The following is a 16,091-nucleotide window of genomic DNA, read 5'->3' on the forward strand; positions in this document are numbered from 1 at the left end:
CTAAAAATTTTAATCATGGACATTCAAGCCGAAATAAATTGGATTCATCAAGAAATTGATAAAGTAAAAGACCCATCTTTTGTTGAAAAACTAAAACATCTTTTACAATCTCTCAATTCAACAGCTGATGAAACTAATACTGATTATAATACTGATATTGATAATGCATTAGAAAGCATCAAAAATGGTGATTTTCATTCTGATGTAGAAGCAAGATCAATTTCAAAAAAATGGGGAAGAAAATAATTTGGTCAAGTAATGCTTTAGTCCAACTGGAAGACATTCATTTTTATATTTTTTTTGAAAGTAAATCTATCCAAATTGCAGACAGGGTAATCGAAGCTATTTTTGACAGTACCGAAATTCTAAAAACCCAACCCGAAATTTTTAAACTAGACATACAAAAGACCAATAATGATGGAACTTTCCGTGTTTATCTAATTTACGATTACAGCATATCCTATCAAATTACTGAAACTACAATTCAAATTCTCCGTGTGAGACATAACGCCCGAAAATCGAAAAAACTCCCATGGATAACCTAATTCACGTTCAAAAAACATTTGAAAAAATCGTTTATGTCGATAAAAAAGTAAACAATCGAGAATTTGAAGATTGCGTTTTTAAAAACTGTGATTTATCAAATAGTGATTTCTCCTATAGCACTTTTATGGATTGCGAGTTCATTGATTGTAATCTTGCTATGACCAAATTATTAGGAACAAGTATGAAAGGCGTACAATTCAAAAACTGTAAATTATTGGGTATTCAATTTGAGGAATGCGACGATTTCTTGTTTAACGTCAATTTTCAAGAATGTGTTTTGGATTATTCTTCTTTTGCCAATAAAAAAATGCCAAAGACAAAATTTAATTCCTGCTCGTTAAGAGAAGTAAGTTTTGTTGGCACCAATCTTACGAGTTCTGTTTTTGATAACAGTAATTTGGATGGCGCTATTTTTAACAATACGCAATTAGCCGGATCCGATTTTTCAAAAGCAACTAATTTTAAAATTGATCCCGAATTCAATCCAATGAAAAAAGCCAAGTTTTCGACACAAGGAATCATTGGACTTCTGGATAAATATGATATTAAAATACAATAGTTAAAAAGTAAACATACAAGAAATGAAAAAAATAATATTCCTCCTCCCAATACTGTTACTAATGTCATGCTATGATGCGGAACGCAATTGCAAGGATTTTAAAACCGGAAAATTCAAATTTGAATATGAAGTTGACGGTGTAAAAAAAACGGCCCTTTTTGAGCGTAATGACAGTATTGAAATAGAAACTTTTGAAGGAAAGACTGATACTGCTTCGATACGATGGGTAAATGATTGCGAATATATCTTACTGAAATTGCATCCAAAAAACATGGCTGAGGAAAAGGCTATTGGTATGAAAATTTTGACAACCACAAAAAATTCCTATACCTTTGAATTTGGAATGGTTGGTGTTGATGAAAAACAAAGAGGAACCGTTACTAAAATTTCCGATTAAGCATATAAACTCAAATTAATAAATAATAACGAACTAAACATGGAAGTATTTTTAAATCCGGATGCTTGGATTGCCCTTTTAACATTGACATTTTTGGAAATTGTATTAGGAATCGACAACATTATTTTCATATCAATTGCCACAGGGAAATTACCTGCTGAACAACGTAAGAGAGCGACAAAAATAGGAATGTTCCTTGCCATGTTTATGAGAATTGCGCTTTTATTTGGTATCAATTTATTGATTCAAATGAAAGAACCTTGGTTCCATATTGATTTTAGTTGGTTTTCAGCTGGAATTACTGGCCAAAGTCTTATTTTACTGGGCGGAGGATTATTCTTGATTTATAAGAGTACGAATGAAATTCGTGAAAAAGTAGATGAGAAAGGTCATGAAGAAAAAGAAATAGGAAAAGCTGCTACAAAATCATTCCAGAACGTACTGTTACAAATTATCATGATTGATTTAGTCTTCTCTTTTGATAGTATTCTTACCGCGGTTGGAATGACAAACGGAGTTGAAGGGGCTTTATACATTATGATTACTGCGGTAGTTATTTCAGTATTAATTATGATGCAATTTGCTGTTCCTGTTGGAAACTTTGTCAACAAACATCCTTCTATACAAATACTTGGTTTATCCTTTTTAATTCTAATTGGAATGATGTTGCTTACTGAAAGTGCTCATTTATCGAATGCTTCAATCTTTGGAAATCACGTTACTCCAGTACCAAAAGGGTACTTGTATTTTGCCATATCTTTCTCATTATTAGTCGAAGTACTGAATATGAAAATGAAGAAAAATAAATAATCAAACTATTTTTTGATAAAGAAGCTCCTTTTCGGGAGCTTTTTTTTTATTTTAAAAATATATTCCTGCTTAAATAGGGAAACACTAAAAACACCTTAATGGGGTCTTTTTCTTTTTATTCTATTTTTTATAAATTACCTTAGACACAAATAAGCACCATGAAAAATACCATCTCCCATAGAGTTGCTGACTTTTTAAAAAACTTCCCTCCTTTTTCCTTTTTACATCAAAAAGACATCGAAGTTATCTCTGAACAAATCTCCATTATTTATAAAGAAAAGGACAGCGTCATCTTTGCCAAAAATGAAGAAACCCATTCCTTTTTTTATGTTGTACACAAAGGAGCAGTGGCGCTTAGAACAAATCTGGAGAACGATATTTTAGATATGTGTGATGAAGGAGATATTTTTGGACTGAGGCCACTTATAGCCAATGAAAACTATAAAATGGAAGCCAGAGCCCATGAAGAAAGCATTCTTTATGCGATTCCAATCGCAATTTTTAAACCTTATGCATTAGAAAACAGGGCGGTGGGAAATTTTTTAATCGAAAGCTTTGCTTCCAATACCCACAATCCTTTTTCCAAAAGTCACAGCGGAAAACTATATGGCGAAACAACAGGAATAGAAGACCTTGACACTAGTAGACAACTATTGGACTTACAGCCCGTAAAATATTCTAAAAAACTAATCACCTGTTATTCAAACACTATTGTAAAAGATATTGCGGAGACCATGACCAAAAAAAATGTGGGGGCTATTCTTGTTGTCGAAGATTCGCTCCCCATCGGCATCATTACAGATAAAGATTTAAGAAACAAAATTGTGACTGGAGAATTCCCAATTACAACAACTGCAGCCACAATAATGACAACTCCTGTTATTACTTATCCCAAGAAAATGACAGTTACGCAAGCACAAATGGCTATGATGAAAAGCAATATCAGTCATTTATGTCTTACGAAAGATGGCACGCCAAACTCCAAAGCTGTTGGAATTCTATCCAAACATGATGTTATGGTAGAACTTGGTAATAATCCAGCAGTATTGATAAAAGCGGTAAAAAGAGCTAAAAAAGCCAAACAAATAAAACCGATACGCGCCAATATAATGCTATTGTTGCAAGGATATATAGACCAAAATATTCCAATGACACTGACCTCTAAAATAATTACAGAATTAAATGATGCCTGTATCAAGCAAGTCATTGAAATCGCCTTAAAGAAAATGAAAACGCCTCCTCCTGTAAAATTTGGATGGTTGGCGATGGGAAGTCAAGGAAGAAGTGAACAATTACTGCATACTGATCAGGACAATGCTTTAGTGTATGAGGATGTTCCCGAAGAATTAAAAGAAAAAACCAAGAACTATTTTTTAGAATTGGCTACTCATGTCAATAAAGGGCTTTTTGAAATTGGTTATGATTACTGTCCGGCAGAAATGATGGCTTCTAACCCAAAGTGGTGCTTAAGTCTTGGCGAATGGGAAAGTCAGGTTCATCATTGGATTACCAATCCCGGGAAAAATGAAGTTTTACTGTCCTTTATATTTTTTGATTACAGTCTGTCGTATGGAGACAGCGAACTGGTAAACAAGCTTTCTGAATTTATTTTTGAAAACATAAAAGCCAATCCTGTTTTTTATATTCATCTGGTCAGTGGCGCACTACAAAGTCCTTCTCCAACTGGGTTCTTTAGACAATTTTTAGTTGAACAAGATGGTGCACACAAAGATTTTTTTGATATAAAAAGACGCGCTTTAATGCCACTAATTGATGCCGCAAGAGTTTTAATTCTATCACATTCTGTAAAATCAATTAGCAATACTCCCGAACGTTTTGAAAAATTGGCAGAATTAGAACCCAACAACAGTGAATTATATTTAGCCTGTTCGTATTCCTATAAAGCATTATTGAAATTCAGAACAAAACAAGGGCTTTTACATAATGATTCCGGGCAATTTATTGCTCTCGAAGCGTTATCTAAATTAGAAAAGATTAAGCTAAAGCGAACTTTCAAAACCATTAAGGAGCTGCAAGAACTCATTACCAACCGATTTAATCCTTCAAACATATTATGATGACTAATTTTCTAGAAAAAAGTAAAGCAATTTTATTTGATTTTTTGGGAAAATCCGAAAGACCATCCGATGAGAAGCTATCAAACGATATTGATGCTGCGCGCTTTGTTGTATTGGACACAGAAACCACCGGATTTGATTATACAACTGACAGAATACTTTGCATTGGTGCTGTTGTTCTTCAAAACAATACGATTCCTATTAATGGAAGTTTTGAAGTTTATATTCAACAAGAACATTACGATCAGGCAACTGCAAAAATTCATGGAATTCTGAAAGAATTTGTCATAGACCGTCCCACAGAATTAGAAGCCCTACAACAGTTTTTAGATTTTTTAGGAGATTCTATTATCATTGCACATCATACCCTATTTGACATTACTATGATTAATAAGGCACTCGAAAGAAACGGATTGCCGGAATTAAAAAACAAGACTTTAGACACGGCTGTTTTGTACAAAAAAACATTATTAGTATCTAATTTATTGGAACGTAAAGAAACTTATAGTCTAGATGAGCTTGCCGATAAATTTGATATTTCCAAAAAAGACAGGCATACCGCAATGGGAGATGCCTATATTACTGCAATTGCTTTTTTGAAAATTCTAAACAAATTGAGAGAGAAAAAAGAAATCATCTTAAAACAATTGTTTAAATAAGCATCTAAAAATTGGTAAAACGCATAAAAAAAAGCCCCTTTTCAGGAGACTTTTATTTATTCTAAGGACAAAGTAATCTGTCCGTCATCTTCCAATTGAATGTCCGAATCATCAGCATCCGTTTCTCCTTTTACTTCTAAATCCTCAGCAATAACCTCAGCGGGAATTTCATACGGCAAAGATTCCAGCAGGTTAACTTGCTTCAACTTATCGGTTGTTAATTGATTTCCTAAAGCTTTAAATCCTTTCACGGAAATAAATGATTCTATATCTACCGTCATAGCCTCTTTTTGAACTCCTTTTACTTTTGTAAAAATCAATTCAGCCACTGGACGATACTCCGTTGAAACAATCTCTAATTGTGAATTAGGATGTTCCGTGATAAAACTTTCTTCTTTATTCTCCGTTTCCACCAAGAAACGTTTAATGTAATACCGTTCTTTTTCTCCATCATAATAAATCACCGAAATTGGTTTCTTGGGAATCCATTTCTCCAAAACTACCATATCTTCATCAAAATGAGTAGATAATTCTGGTGTAATTACTTTTATTTTTCCAGATTGTGATATGATCAAAATTTTATCATTAGGTCTGAACTCCCCTAATAATTCACCTCTTACATCAACATTTAATCGTTGAACAGTATCGTCAAACCAAACTTTTCTGGGCAACAAAGTAGAAATCCCTTTCTCCTTCAATTCTATTTTTTTGATTGGATATTTAGTTACCAAATTTCCTTTTGAAGCACGCCCTTTTATCGCTAAAGTGGCAAAATCAATATCGAATTTCAGTTTTTTGACACTTCCTACCTGACGCAATAGTATCGTAATTACTTCAGCTTCACCATTTGGATTACAAGAAAAATACACTACCTGAGAACCCGCAGTTTCATTGGTTAAATCGTAAGCTTTGTCACGGGTAACTCCTGAAACATTGAATCGTTTGATGTAAGATGGCCCAGATTTTCCATCACGGTAAATCATGTTATAAATGGTACGCTTGTCGCTTTTATCAAAAATAGCAATGTGAATAATATCTTTACCCACGAATGTTTTCGCATCTACTTTGGTAATCATCATTTTTCCGTCACGCAGAAAAACAATTACATCATCAATATCAGAACAATCTGTAACGTACTCGTCTTTTTTCAGGCTCGTACCTACAAATCCTTCTTCTTTATTGACGTATAATTTAGTATTTCTTAAAACTACTTTGGTCGCTTCGATATCATCAAAAATACGAAGCTCAGTTTGACGTTCCCGCCCTTTTCCGTACTTCTCTTTTAATTTGGTAAAATAGGCAATAGCAAAATCAATAAGATGTTCTAAATTGTGTTTTACTTGTTCGATGTCGCCTTCCAAAGATTCGATTTTATCCTGTGCTTTATTGCTGTCAAATTTGGAAATACGCATAATTCGGATATCCAATAAACGCAGAATATCGTCTTCGGTAACAGCGCGTTTTAAATGCTTCGTATGTGGCTTCAAACCATCATCAACAGCCTTAATTACCGCTTCTCTCGTCGTCATTTCTTCAATATCACGGTAGATTTTATTTTCGATAAAAATACGCTCCAAAGAAAGAAAATGCCATTGTTCCTCCAATTCGCTCAATTGAATTTCGAGTTCACTTTTCAGCAATTGAACCGTTCTGTTTGTTGAAATTTTTAACATTGCAGAAACCCCTATAAATAAGGGTTTATTGTCTTCAATCACACAGCCTAATGGCGCTACCGAAGTTTCACAAGCCGTGAAAGCAAACAACGCATCAATAGTTTTATCTGGAGAAACACCCGGAAAAAGGTGAATTAATATCTCTACCTCAGCAGCGGTATTGTCTTCAATTTTCTTGATTTTGATTTTCCCTTTATCATTCGCTTTCAAAATACTGTCAATCAAAGTCGTCGTATTAGTTGAAAACGGAATTTGGGTAATCACTAAGGTATTCTTGTCCAGCTGACCAATTTTGGCACGAACCCGAACCCGTCCGCCACGCAATCCATCGTTATAATTAGACACATCGGCAATACCTTGTGTCATAAAATCAGGATACAGTGTAAAAGGTTTTCCTTTTAATATTTTTATCGAAGAATCGATTAATTCATTGAAATTATGCGGTAACACTTTCGTCGAAAGACCCACAGCAATACCCTCTGCGCCTTGTGCCAAAAGCAACGGAAACTTCACCGGAAGATTGTTCGGCTCGGCTCGTCTTCCATCATAAGAAACGCCCCAATCGGTAATTTTTGGACTATAAATAACCTCCAAAGCGAATTTAGACAATCTTGCTTCAATGTAACGAGAAGCTGCAGCACCATCACCTGTTAGGATATTCCCCCAGTTTCCCTGACAGTCAATCAGTAATTCTTTTTGACCAATTTGCACCATCGCATCACCAATACTCTGATCTCCGTGAGGATGATACTGCATGGTGTGCCCTACAACATTGGCAACTTTATTATAACGACCGTCATCTAATTCTTTCAGAGAATGCATGATACGACGTTGCACCGGTTTGAAACCATCTTCAATCGCAGGAACCGCACGCTCCAGAATTACATAGGAAGCATAATCTAGAAACCAGTCCTTGTACATTCCCGTAACTTTGGTTATGGTATCGTTTTCATCTTCTTGATTATCGTAAAAATGCTGTCCTTCAAAAGATTTGGTGTTTACTTCAATAATTCCATCTGCATCATTCTCTTCTTGATTTTCATCACTAGAATGACCCTCTGAATTATTTTCTTCGTCCTGACCTTCTGGGATTGTGTTATCGTCTTCTTCGTCTTTCATTATCTTGATTCCGAAATTAATTGTATTAAATCTTCTCTGCTTGGCAGAATTGTTTTGTATTTACTGGCAAAAATTTGCTCATTATTTTCAGGTAAAGTATATTCCACAACCAAATCACTTTTGTTTTGGCAAAGTACAATTCCTATAGTTTTATTTTCATCTTCCAAACGCATTTCTCTATCGTAATAATTGACATACATTTGCATTTGTCCTAAATCCTGGTGTTTCAAATCGCCTATTTTCAAATCAATCAGTACAAAACATTTTAAAATTCGGTTGTAAAAAACCAAATCGATTCGAAAATGTTTATCGTCAAAAGTAATTCTGTTTTGTCTGGCGACAAAAGTAAAACCATGACCCAATTCTAGTAAAAAATGTTCTAGTTTATTGATGATTTCTTCCTCTAATTCAGATTCCGAATAGTGATGCAATTCAGGTAATCCTAAAAACTCCAAAATATAAGGATCCTTAATAAGGTCTTTGGGTTTCTCTATAATCTGACCTTGCTGTGAAAGTTTCAAAACTCCTGCGGCATCTCGGCTTAAAGCCAATCGTGTATAAAGAGCTGAATCATATTGTCGTTTTAATTCTCGAACACTCCAATTGTATTTTTCGGATTCTATTTCATAGAAACGTCTTTCTTTCTCATCCTCCATTCGCATTAAGAAAACATAATGTGTCCAAGTCAGTTTGAAAATCGAAATCGGTAATTTCGATATTGAATTATCACAAAACGAAATCAGTGATTTTATTTTTTCAATTTCAGAAATATTTGATACAGAATTTGATTTAATTTCAGAAATACTAGTCAGTGACTCGTAATTTGAGTAAGTCATAAATAACTTTCTCATGTTCTGCAAATTATCCACAGAAAACCCTTTTCCAAACTCATTAGTCAACTGTTTAGAAAGTCCTTTCAATAATCGCTTTCCATATTCAGCCCTATCTTTTCCGTTTTGTTCTTCTTCAACAATCATTCTTCCTATTTCAAAATAGGCATAAACCATTGTTGAATTTACGGTACGTAAAACCTGTTGACGGGCGTTTTGCAATAGCGCGACTACTTGAGAAAATAAAGTTTTATTTTGAAGATTTTCTGGAATTATATTTTCTTCGTCTTTCATTAAATATATTCTATTGAATCGTAATCTATTCTAATTTTGTGCTAAAAAGAATATTTTTCTTTACAAACATGCTCTTCCGTCGTAACCTCAATTCCATTTTTATCCAACTCTTTCTTTATAACTATCTCACATTCTTTATGATCATTACTCCTTATCATAAAAAAGGTAGCTGAAAAACTAATCACAAATAGTAAAGCGATAAAAATCAATGTTCTTTTTGTAGGCATTTTATAACTATTTAAACTTTCTCAATTACATCTAATTCGACCTTCAAATTCTTGATGATAAATTCTTGTCTGTCCGGCGTATTTTTACCCATATAGAAAGACAACAATTGCTCAATCGAAGTATTTTTATCCATCATAATAGGATCTAAACGAATGGTTTCTCCGATAAAATTCTTAAACTCATCCGGAGAGATCTCTCCCAATCCTTTGAATCGGGTAATTTCTGGTTTTGGTTTTAGTTTTTCTATCGCTGCTCTACGCTCTTCATCAGAATAACAGTAAATCGTTTCTTTTTTATTTCGAACCCTAAAAAGTGGCGTTTGCAAAATGTATAAATGTCCTTCTTTGATTAACTCCGGAAAAAACTGCAGGAAAAAAGTAATCAATAATAATCGAATGTGCATTCCATCGACATCGGCATCCGTTGCAATTACGATGTTGTTATACCGCAATTTTTCTAATCCGTCTTCAATATCAAGTGCTGCTTGCAACAAATTGAATTCTTCATTTTCATAAACAATTTTCTTGCTCATTCCATACGAATTCAAAGGCTTACCACGCAAACTAAAAACGGCTTGAGTGTTCACATCACGCGATTTGGTAATAGAACCTGACGCCGAATCCCCCTCAGTAATAAAAAGAGTACTTTCCAAATTTTTAGGATTTTTAGTATCTGGAAGATGCGCACGGCAATCTCTTAATTTCTTGTTGTGCAAATTCGCTTTTTTGGCACGATCTGTTGCTAATTTTCTAATCCCGGAAAGTTCTTTACGCTCTCTCTCCGCTTGAAGAATCTTTCGAAGTAAAGCATCTGCAGTGGGAGGATTCTTGTGTAAATAATTATCTAACTTCGTTTTCACAAAATCATTTACAAAAGTACGCACAGATGGCATTCCCGGTTCAGAACCCATATCAGTCGAACCTAATTTGGTTTTAGTCTGTGACTCAAAAACGGGCTCCATTACTTTGATGCTAACAGCTGTAACAATAGATTTTCGAACATCTGAAGCTTCGAAACTTTTATTATAAAACTCCCTTATGGTTTTCACAATCGCTTCCCTGTAGGCTGCTAAATGCGTTCCTCCTTGTGTGGTGTTTTGTCCGTTTACAAACGAATGGTATTCCTCGCTATACTGTGTTTTGCTGTGTGTTAATGCAATCTCGATATCATCGCCTTTCAAGTGAATAATTGGATATTCCAAATCCTCGGCGTGAATCGTTTCTTCCAATAAATCCTTCAGACCATTCTCCGAAAAATATTTTTCACCATTAAATATAATAGTCAAACCATTGTTTAAGTAACAATAGTTTTTAAGCATTTTGATTATATATTCATATCGGAATTTATAATTTTTGAAAATTGCTTCATCTGGAATAAAAATAACTTTGGTTCCTTTTCTCTTAGTCGTTTCAATGATATCCTCTTCAAAAACCAGATTTCCTGCAGAGAATTCCGCAGCTTTTTGTTTTTCGTCCCGAACAGATTCTACACGAAAATAATTAGACAAAGCATTTACGGCTTTTGTTCCTACTCCGTTCAAACCCACAGATTTCTTAAATGCCAAGGAATCGTATTTTCCCCCAGTATTCATTTTAGAAACCACATCGATCACTTTTCCCAATGGAATTCCACGTCCGTAATCTCGGACAGTAACTGTTTTGTCTTTGATCGTTACCTCGATTGTTTTACCGGCGCCCATGACAAATTCATCGATACAGTTATCGAGAACCTCTTTTAGAAGAATATAAATACCATCATCTGGGGAAGATCCGTCGCCCAGTTTCCCAATGTACATTCCGGGACGCATGCGAATATGTTCTTTCCAGTCGAGTGACCGAATATTATCTTCGGTATATTGATTTTGATCGGACATTGTGAATTTTGTGGATTTTGTGCTAATGTAGTGTAATTCGATAAAATTTAAAATAGGAAGCCATCAAAGTTATCAAGAATGATATTGACATTTTATTTAAAGATTGAAAAATTAAAAAATTGAAAAAAAATTAAAAATTCCTGATAATTTCTTTTAACTGATTGTCTAATTCCGGATTGGAAATCTTACCGTTTACAATATCAAAATTAGCATCAAAACTTGGGAGTGAAAAAGTAGCTTTTATATTTCCACCGTAAAAAGGAAAAGCGTTTTTTGCAATTCCCAAAACGCTTGCTCCACCTTTGGCTCCTGGCGAAGTAGCCATCAGTAGCATTGGCTTTTCCTGAAAAACCTTCGCATTTATTCTGGTACACCAATCAAAAATATTCTTGAAAGCTGCTGAATAATTCCCATTATTTTCTGCCATAGAAACCACCAAAATATCAGCAGTGGCAATTTTAGCCAAAAATGTTTTTGCTAGCTCGTGCTGACCGATTTCTTTTTCTATATCAACAGTAAAAATTGGCATTTGAAAATCATTCAAGTCCAAAACTTCCACTTCGGCCTTTTCGAAAAGACTTGCTGCGTAAATTGCTAATTTTTTATTGATCGATTTTTTACTGGGGCTTGCGCCAAAGGCTATGATTTTCATAATGATTAGTTTTTATTAAATGTAGTGAAAATAAAATAGCAACAAAATAATTAGCCACAGATTCACCCCTTTTGAAAACGAATATGAAACTATGAAATCTGATATTCACCGATATCGATTTTACCCCAGTTTACTTCACTAAGGCTTTTATTTTAATTGGCGTTCAGTGAACTTTGTTTGCAACGAAAAGTATTTTTCAGATCAATCTTGAAGTGGAAAGCAGGATTGGGTTCAAAAAAAAGTCGAAAGCTATTACTAACTTTCGACTTGATGCCTTTCGACTTGATGCGTTTTTTTTAGACGTTGAATCTAAAATGCATCACATCGCCATCTTTTACAATATATTCTTTTCCTTCTACTTTGAATTTTCCTGCCTCTTTACATTTAGCCTCTGAACCGTAATGAACGAAATCTTCGTAAGCAATAACTTCGGCACGGATAAATCCTTTTTCGAAATCAGTGTGAATCACCCCTGCGGCTTGTGGCGCAGTTGAACCAACATCAATAGTCCAAGCACGAACTTCTTTAACTCCTGCTGTAAAATAAGTTTGTTGCTTCAGTAATTTGTAAGCTGCACGTATCAATACAGAAGCACCTGGCTCACTTAACCCCATGTCTTCCAGAAAAACCTGACGTTCTTCGTAGCTTTCTAATTCGGTAATATCTGCTTCAGCGCCTACAGAAAGTACAATAACTTCTGCATCTTCATCTTTTACCAACTCCCGAACTTGGTCTACATATTTGTTTCCGTTAACTGCTGAATTTTCATCTACATTACAAACATACAATACTGGTTTTGCAGTAATCAATTGAAAACCTTCCATCAAAACTTCTTCGTCATTGTTTTGTGGAGTTATAGTTCTGGCTGATTTCGCTTGAAGTAAAGTCTCTCTAATTCTATTTAACAACGCTTCTTCGACGATTGCTTCTTTATTTCCGGTTTTAGCGGCACGTTTTACTTTTTCCAAACGTTTTTCAACATTTTCTAAATCTTTCAACTGCAACTCAATATCGATTGTTTCTTTGTCACGAATTGGATTTACATTCCCATCAACGTGAACAATATTATCATTATCAAAACAACGCAAAACGTGAATAATAGCATTACATTCTCTGATATTTCCTAGAAACTGATTTCCTAAACCTTCTCCTTTACTGGCTCCTTTTACTAATCCTGCAATATCAACAATATCAACAGTCGCCATTTGCACTCGCTCTGGCTTTACTAATTCTTCCAGTTTTTCTATTCTGGCATCCGGAACATTTACAACACCTATATTAGGTTCGATAGTACAAAAGGGGAAATTCGCACTTTGCGCTTTGGCATTAGATAAACAATTGAATAATGTTGATTTTCCAACATTTGGTAATCCTACAATTCCTGCTTTCATATGTAGATAATATTTATTTTTAATGGAATATTGTATCGCAATCTTATTGTTTTAAAACAGAACGATTGAGACTTTATGATTATTTTCTTTACCGATAACGGTTGCCAGTTAAAGGTTTAGCATTTACTCTAAAAGTTTGCAAATATAAGATTTTATAAAGGTTTAAATAAGTAAAAATTACAGTTTAAACAGGCATGATATGTTTTTTATAAAAAATTAAACGATGTGCTAATATTTTGTTAAAAAAAAATTATATTGCACCGGATTTTAAACCAAACTCAACTTATTATGAAAAAATTTGCATTATTATTATTACTCCTTAACGTCTCGTTTCTTTTTGCACAAAAAGAAGTCTCGGGTATTGTTAAAGACAATACCGGCAACCCCTTGCCAGGGGTAAACATTGTTGAAAAAGGCACACAAAATGGGGTTTCTACCGATATGGATGGTGCCTACAAGATAAAAGTTAAAGAAGGCGCTACATTAGTTTTTAGTTATGTAGGTTTTTCTAAATTAGAAAAAGCAGTTACAGGTTCAGTTTTAGATGTTGTATTATCCGAAGAGGGCGGACAAAATCTAGACGAAGTTGTAGTTACGGGAACCAGAACGGCCCCAAGAAGTAATACAACATCTGCGCTGCCTATTGATGTAATATCTGCAAAGGATTTAGCCTCAACCGGACAAGCTTCTTTTGACAAAGCGTTACAATATAAAATCCCATCCTTTAATACGGTTCAAACACCAGTGAATGATGCGACATCATTACTGGATCCTTATGAAATTAGAAATATGGGACCAAGTAGAACCTTAATCCTTATTAACGGTAAACGTAAAAACTTAAGTTCTTTACTATATGTACAAACGTCTCCTGGACGTGGTGAAACAGGTGCAGACATTTCAGCAATTCCTACTGATGCTATCGAAAGAGTAGAGATACTTCGTGATGGTGCTTCTGCTCAATACGGTTCAGATGCCATTGCAGGAGTAATGAATATTATCTTAAAAAAGAACACAAACGGCGGATCAGTAACGGTAAGAAGTGGAATGACTTCCGAAGGTGATGGTGAAATGTTAGGCGTAAGTATGAACAATGGTTCTACAGTGGGAGAAAAAGGATTTGTAAATTATACTGTTGATTTTTCTAAAGTTAACCTAGCTAACAGACCCGGAACAGTTGATGCTGCAGGTGAAGCAGGAGATTTTGGAGCTTCTCTTTCAGATGTTCAAGCCTTTCTTGCTAAAAAACCAGATGCTGGAAATATCAATGGTTCACCAGAAACTGCAGCAGCTAAGTTTCTAGTAAACGGTGGATTTAGTTTATCTGATGAAACATTATTATATTATAATGCAGCTTACGTATACAAGAAAGTAAATTCTTTTGCTAATTACAGAACTCCGTATTGGAGAACTTTAGCTGATTACCCATTCCTTAAAGACTTTTTTGGTGATGGAACTCCAGGTTCTTATCAAGGTTACGTACCAACATTTACAGGAGACTTAAATGATTACAACGCAACTTTAGGTTACAAATCAACAAAAAACGAATGGAATACAGATGCTAGTATTACTGTAGGTGGAAATACCCAAACCTATTCCGTTGACAATTCCTTTAATAGATCTAACATTAAGGATGGTAATGGAAATAATGTTTATTTAGAAAATAGTCCAATCTCTTTTAAGCCAGGAGGAACTGCTTTCAATCATATTGTAGGAAACTTAGACATATCTAAAGTATTATCTGATAAAATTAGTATTGGTTTTGGTTCTGAGATCAGAACAGAAACTTTTGAAGTAACGGAAGGCGACAAAGCATCTTGGGAGGGTATTGGAGCCGATTCATTTGCGGGCAACAGACCGGAAAATTCAGCAAAATGGAACCGTTATAATTTAGGTGCTTATTTTGATCTTGCTTATGATGTAACTGAAGATTTCTTAATAAATGGAACCGTACGTTATGAAGATTATAGCGATTTTGGTGATGCTACAGTATGGAAATTGAGTTCTAGATATAAATTCTTGGACGATAAAATTACTTTAAGAGGGTCTATTTCTACTGGATTTAGAGCACCTACATTACACCAAATTTACACTCAAAAATCACAATATTCATTCGTTCCTGGACAAGGAATCCAAGTAAGTGGAATCATTAATAACGTATCACCACAAGCACGCCAATTAGGAATTGCTCCATTAGATGCTGAGAAATCAACAAACATCACTATTGGAATTGGAGCAAAACCTATGAAAAACTTTAACTTCACAATTGATTACTATAACATTAAGGTAGAAGACCGAATTGTTTTAGGAGACAGACAGGACACTCAATTTGGTAATGTAGCTTGGTTTGAGAATTCATTTGACTCAAGAACTTCTGGTTTAGATTTCGTGGCTAATTATAATAATATTGATTTAGGAACAGGGAAATTAGGATTCAACTTATCTGGAAACATTACTTTTCAAAATGAAAGAATATCACCTGTAAAAAGTGGTAATTTTGGACCAATACTTGAATCTTTAATGTTTACTTCAAGACCAGAAACAAAATGGATTTTAGGAGCGAATTATGAAATTGGAAAATTTAGCTTTTCTCTTAACAATACTTATTTCGGAAAAAGCACATTTAATCAAGATGGTTTAGCTACAAATAATCCTAATGCTCCCGTTGGATCTGTAGATTATTTAAAAGCTAATTTAAAAACGGAGTTTATTCCAAAAGTTGTTACTGATTTAGGAGTTACTTTTTCTGCAACTGAAAAACTAACTTTAGCATTAAATGTAAACAATTTATTAAATGTGTTACCTGAATGGAAATTTGTAGCTGAAAATGCTAAAGGCACTGAGCTTTTAAACGATCCTGTTCAAGTAAAAAACCAATCTAACTTGATTACTTTCAACCAACGTTATTCTCAAATGACGTATGATGGCTATCACTTTAGCCAATTAGGAACGATGTTTAATTTATCTTTAAACTATAAATTCTAA

General features: G+C 34.3%; 14 protein-coding genes. 8 read left to right on the forward strand and 6 right to left on the reverse strand.

Annotated elements, in window-relative coordinates:
• Nucleotides 1-15 precede the first annotated feature (15 nt).
• The 7 genes from ACNQGD_RS14450 (at nucleotide 16) to ACNQGD_RS14480 (ending at nucleotide 5,049) form a co-directional block, all read left to right on the forward strand.
• The gene (locus ACNQGD_RS14450; RefSeq protein ID WP_417997505.1) at nucleotides 16-246 is read left to right on the forward strand and encodes a hypothetical protein; all 231 of its coding nucleotides are present in this window, start codon (nucleotides 16-18) and stop codon (nucleotides 244-246) included.
• Nucleotides 231-545: a type II toxin-antitoxin system RelE/ParE family toxin gene (locus tag ACNQGD_RS14455; protein WP_417999771.1), complete on the forward strand. Its 315-nt coding sequence runs from the start codon at nucleotides 231-233 to the stop codon at nucleotides 543-545. The genes ACNQGD_RS14450 and ACNQGD_RS14455 overlap by 16 nt, the downstream gene beginning before the upstream one ends.
• Nucleotides 533-1,105, forward strand: coding sequence for a pentapeptide repeat-containing protein (locus ACNQGD_RS14460; RefSeq protein ID WP_417999772.1), 573 nt, complete (start codon nucleotides 533-535; stop codon nucleotides 1,103-1,105). Before ACNQGD_RS14455 ends, ACNQGD_RS14460 begins: the two co-directional genes overlap by 13 nt.
• A 22-nt stretch (nucleotides 1,106-1,127) precedes the next feature.
• Nucleotides 1,128-1,502: a DNA topoisomerase IV gene (locus ACNQGD_RS14465; RefSeq protein ID WP_417999773.1), complete on the forward strand. Its 375-nt coding sequence runs from the start codon at nucleotides 1,128-1,130 to the stop codon at nucleotides 1,500-1,502.
• A gap of 39 nt (nucleotides 1,503-1,541) precedes the next feature.
• On the forward strand, nucleotides 1,542-2,312 hold the full coding sequence (locus tag ACNQGD_RS14470) for a TerC family protein (protein WP_417993782.1): 771 nt from the start codon (nucleotides 1,542-1,544) through the stop codon (nucleotides 2,310-2,312).
• A 158-nt stretch (nucleotides 2,313-2,470) separates the two neighbouring features.
• Nucleotides 2,471-4,390 (forward strand): DUF294 nucleotidyltransferase-like domain-containing protein, encoded by a 1,920-nt coding sequence (locus ACNQGD_RS14475; protein WP_417999774.1) that lies wholly within the window; start codon nucleotides 2,471-2,473, stop codon nucleotides 4,388-4,390.
• Nucleotides 4,390-5,049, forward strand: coding sequence for a 3'-5' exonuclease (locus ACNQGD_RS14480; RefSeq protein WP_417999775.1), 660 nt, complete (start codon nucleotides 4,390-4,392; stop codon nucleotides 5,047-5,049). Before ACNQGD_RS14475 ends, ACNQGD_RS14480 begins: the two co-directional genes overlap by 1 nt.
• A 56-nt stretch (nucleotides 5,050-5,105) precedes the next feature.
• Here ACNQGD_RS14480 and ACNQGD_RS14485 read toward each other — a convergent pair whose 3' ends face one another.
• The 6 genes from ACNQGD_RS14485 to ychF all read right to left on the reverse strand — a co-directional run bounded on the left by ACNQGD_RS14485 (nucleotide 5,106) and on the right by ychF (nucleotide 13,109).
• A complete protein-coding gene (locus ACNQGD_RS14485; RefSeq protein WP_417999776.1) occupies nucleotides 5,106-7,841 on the reverse strand; it encodes a DNA gyrase/topoisomerase IV subunit A in 2,736 nt (911 codons plus the stop codon).
• Nucleotides 7,841-8,965: a PDDEXK nuclease domain-containing protein gene (locus tag ACNQGD_RS14490; protein ID WP_417999777.1), complete on the reverse strand. Its 1,125-nt coding sequence runs from the start codon at nucleotides 8,963-8,965 to the stop codon at nucleotides 7,841-7,843. Before ACNQGD_RS14490 ends, ACNQGD_RS14485 begins: the two co-directional genes overlap by 1 nt.
• Nucleotides 8,966-9,006: 41 nt before the next feature.
• The gene (locus ACNQGD_RS14495) at nucleotides 9,007-9,192 is read right to left on the reverse strand and encodes a hypothetical protein (RefSeq protein WP_417999778.1); all 186 of its coding nucleotides are present in this window, start codon (nucleotides 9,190-9,192) and stop codon (nucleotides 9,007-9,009) included.
• An 11-nt stretch (nucleotides 9,193-9,203) separates the two neighbouring features.
• The gene (locus ACNQGD_RS14500) at nucleotides 9,204-11,066 is read right to left on the reverse strand and encodes a DNA topoisomerase IV subunit B (protein WP_417993787.1); all 1,863 of its coding nucleotides are present in this window, start codon (nucleotides 11,064-11,066) and stop codon (nucleotides 9,204-9,206) included.
• A 130-nt stretch (nucleotides 11,067-11,196) separates the two neighbouring features.
• Nucleotides 11,197-11,718, reverse strand: a complete 522-nt coding sequence (locus tag ACNQGD_RS14505) for an NADPH-dependent FMN reductase (RefSeq protein WP_417999779.1) — start codon at nucleotides 11,716-11,718, stop codon at nucleotides 11,197-11,199.
• Between the two features lie 296 nt (nucleotides 11,719-12,014).
• The gene (gene ychF / locus ACNQGD_RS14510) at nucleotides 12,015-13,109 is read right to left on the reverse strand and encodes a redox-regulated ATPase YchF (protein ID WP_417997515.1); all 1,095 of its coding nucleotides are present in this window, start codon (nucleotides 13,107-13,109) and stop codon (nucleotides 12,015-12,017) included.
• 288 nt (nucleotides 13,110-13,397) lie between these two features.
• On the opposite strand from ychF, the gene ACNQGD_RS14515 reads away from it, so the two are divergent.
• Nucleotides 13,398-16,091, forward strand: coding sequence for a TonB-dependent receptor (locus tag ACNQGD_RS14515; protein WP_417999780.1), 2,694 nt, complete (start codon nucleotides 13,398-13,400; stop codon nucleotides 16,089-16,091).

The sequence above is a fragment of the Flavobacterium glucosi genome (genome assembly GCF_048286535.1).
GTDB lineage: Bacteria > Bacteroidota > Bacteroidia > Flavobacteriales > Flavobacteriaceae > Flavobacterium.

What these genes read in the sequence shown, in the direction of transcription:
- ACNQGD_RS14500 (WP_417993787.1), bottom strand. Translation starts at nt 11,066, where the DNA reads ATGTCCGATCAAAATCAATATACCGAAGATAATATTCGGTCACTCGAC.
- ACNQGD_RS14485 (WP_417999776.1), bottom strand. Translation starts at nt 7,841, where the DNA reads ATGAAAGACGAAGAAGACGATAACACAATCCCAGAAGGTCAGGACGAA.
- ACNQGD_RS14475 (WP_417999774.1), top strand. Translation starts at nt 2,471, where the DNA reads ATGAAAAATACCATCTCCCATAGAGTTGCTGACTTTTTAAAAAACTTC.
- ACNQGD_RS14450 (WP_417997505.1), top strand. Translation starts at nt 16, where the DNA reads ATGGACATTCAAGCCGAAATAAATTGGATTCATCAAGAAATTGATAAA.
- ychF (WP_417997515.1), bottom strand. Translation starts at nt 13,109, where the DNA reads ATGAAAGCAGGAATTGTAGGATTACCAAATGTTGGAAAATCAACATTA.
- ACNQGD_RS14470 (WP_417993782.1), top strand. Translation starts at nt 1,542, where the DNA reads ATGGAAGTATTTTTAAATCCGGATGCTTGGATTGCCCTTTTAACATTG.
- ACNQGD_RS14490 (WP_417999777.1), bottom strand. Translation starts at nt 8,965, where the DNA reads ATGAAAGACGAAGAAAATATAATTCCAGAAAATCTTCAAAATAAAACT.
- ACNQGD_RS14460 (WP_417999772.1), top strand. Translation starts at nt 533, where the DNA reads ATGGATAACCTAATTCACGTTCAAAAAACATTTGAAAAAATCGTTTAT.
- ACNQGD_RS14505 (WP_417999779.1), bottom strand. Translation starts at nt 11,718, where the DNA reads ATGAAAATCATAGCCTTTGGCGCAAGCCCCAGTAAAAAATCGATCAAT.
- ACNQGD_RS14515 (WP_417999780.1), top strand. Translation starts at nt 13,398, where the DNA reads ATGAAAAAATTTGCATTATTATTATTACTCCTTAACGTCTCGTTTCTT.
- ACNQGD_RS14455 (WP_417999771.1), top strand. Translation starts at nt 231, where the DNA reads ATGGGGAAGAAAATAATTTGGTCAAGTAATGCTTTAGTCCAACTGGAA.
- ACNQGD_RS14465 (WP_417999773.1), top strand. Translation starts at nt 1,128, where the DNA reads ATGAAAAAAATAATATTCCTCCTCCCAATACTGTTACTAATGTCATGC.
- ACNQGD_RS14480 (WP_417999775.1), top strand. Translation starts at nt 4,390, where the DNA reads ATGACTAATTTTCTAGAAAAAAGTAAAGCAATTTTATTTGATTTTTTG.
- ACNQGD_RS14495 (WP_417999778.1), bottom strand. Translation starts at nt 9,192, where the DNA reads ATGCCTACAAAAAGAACATTGATTTTTATCGCTTTACTATTTGTGATT.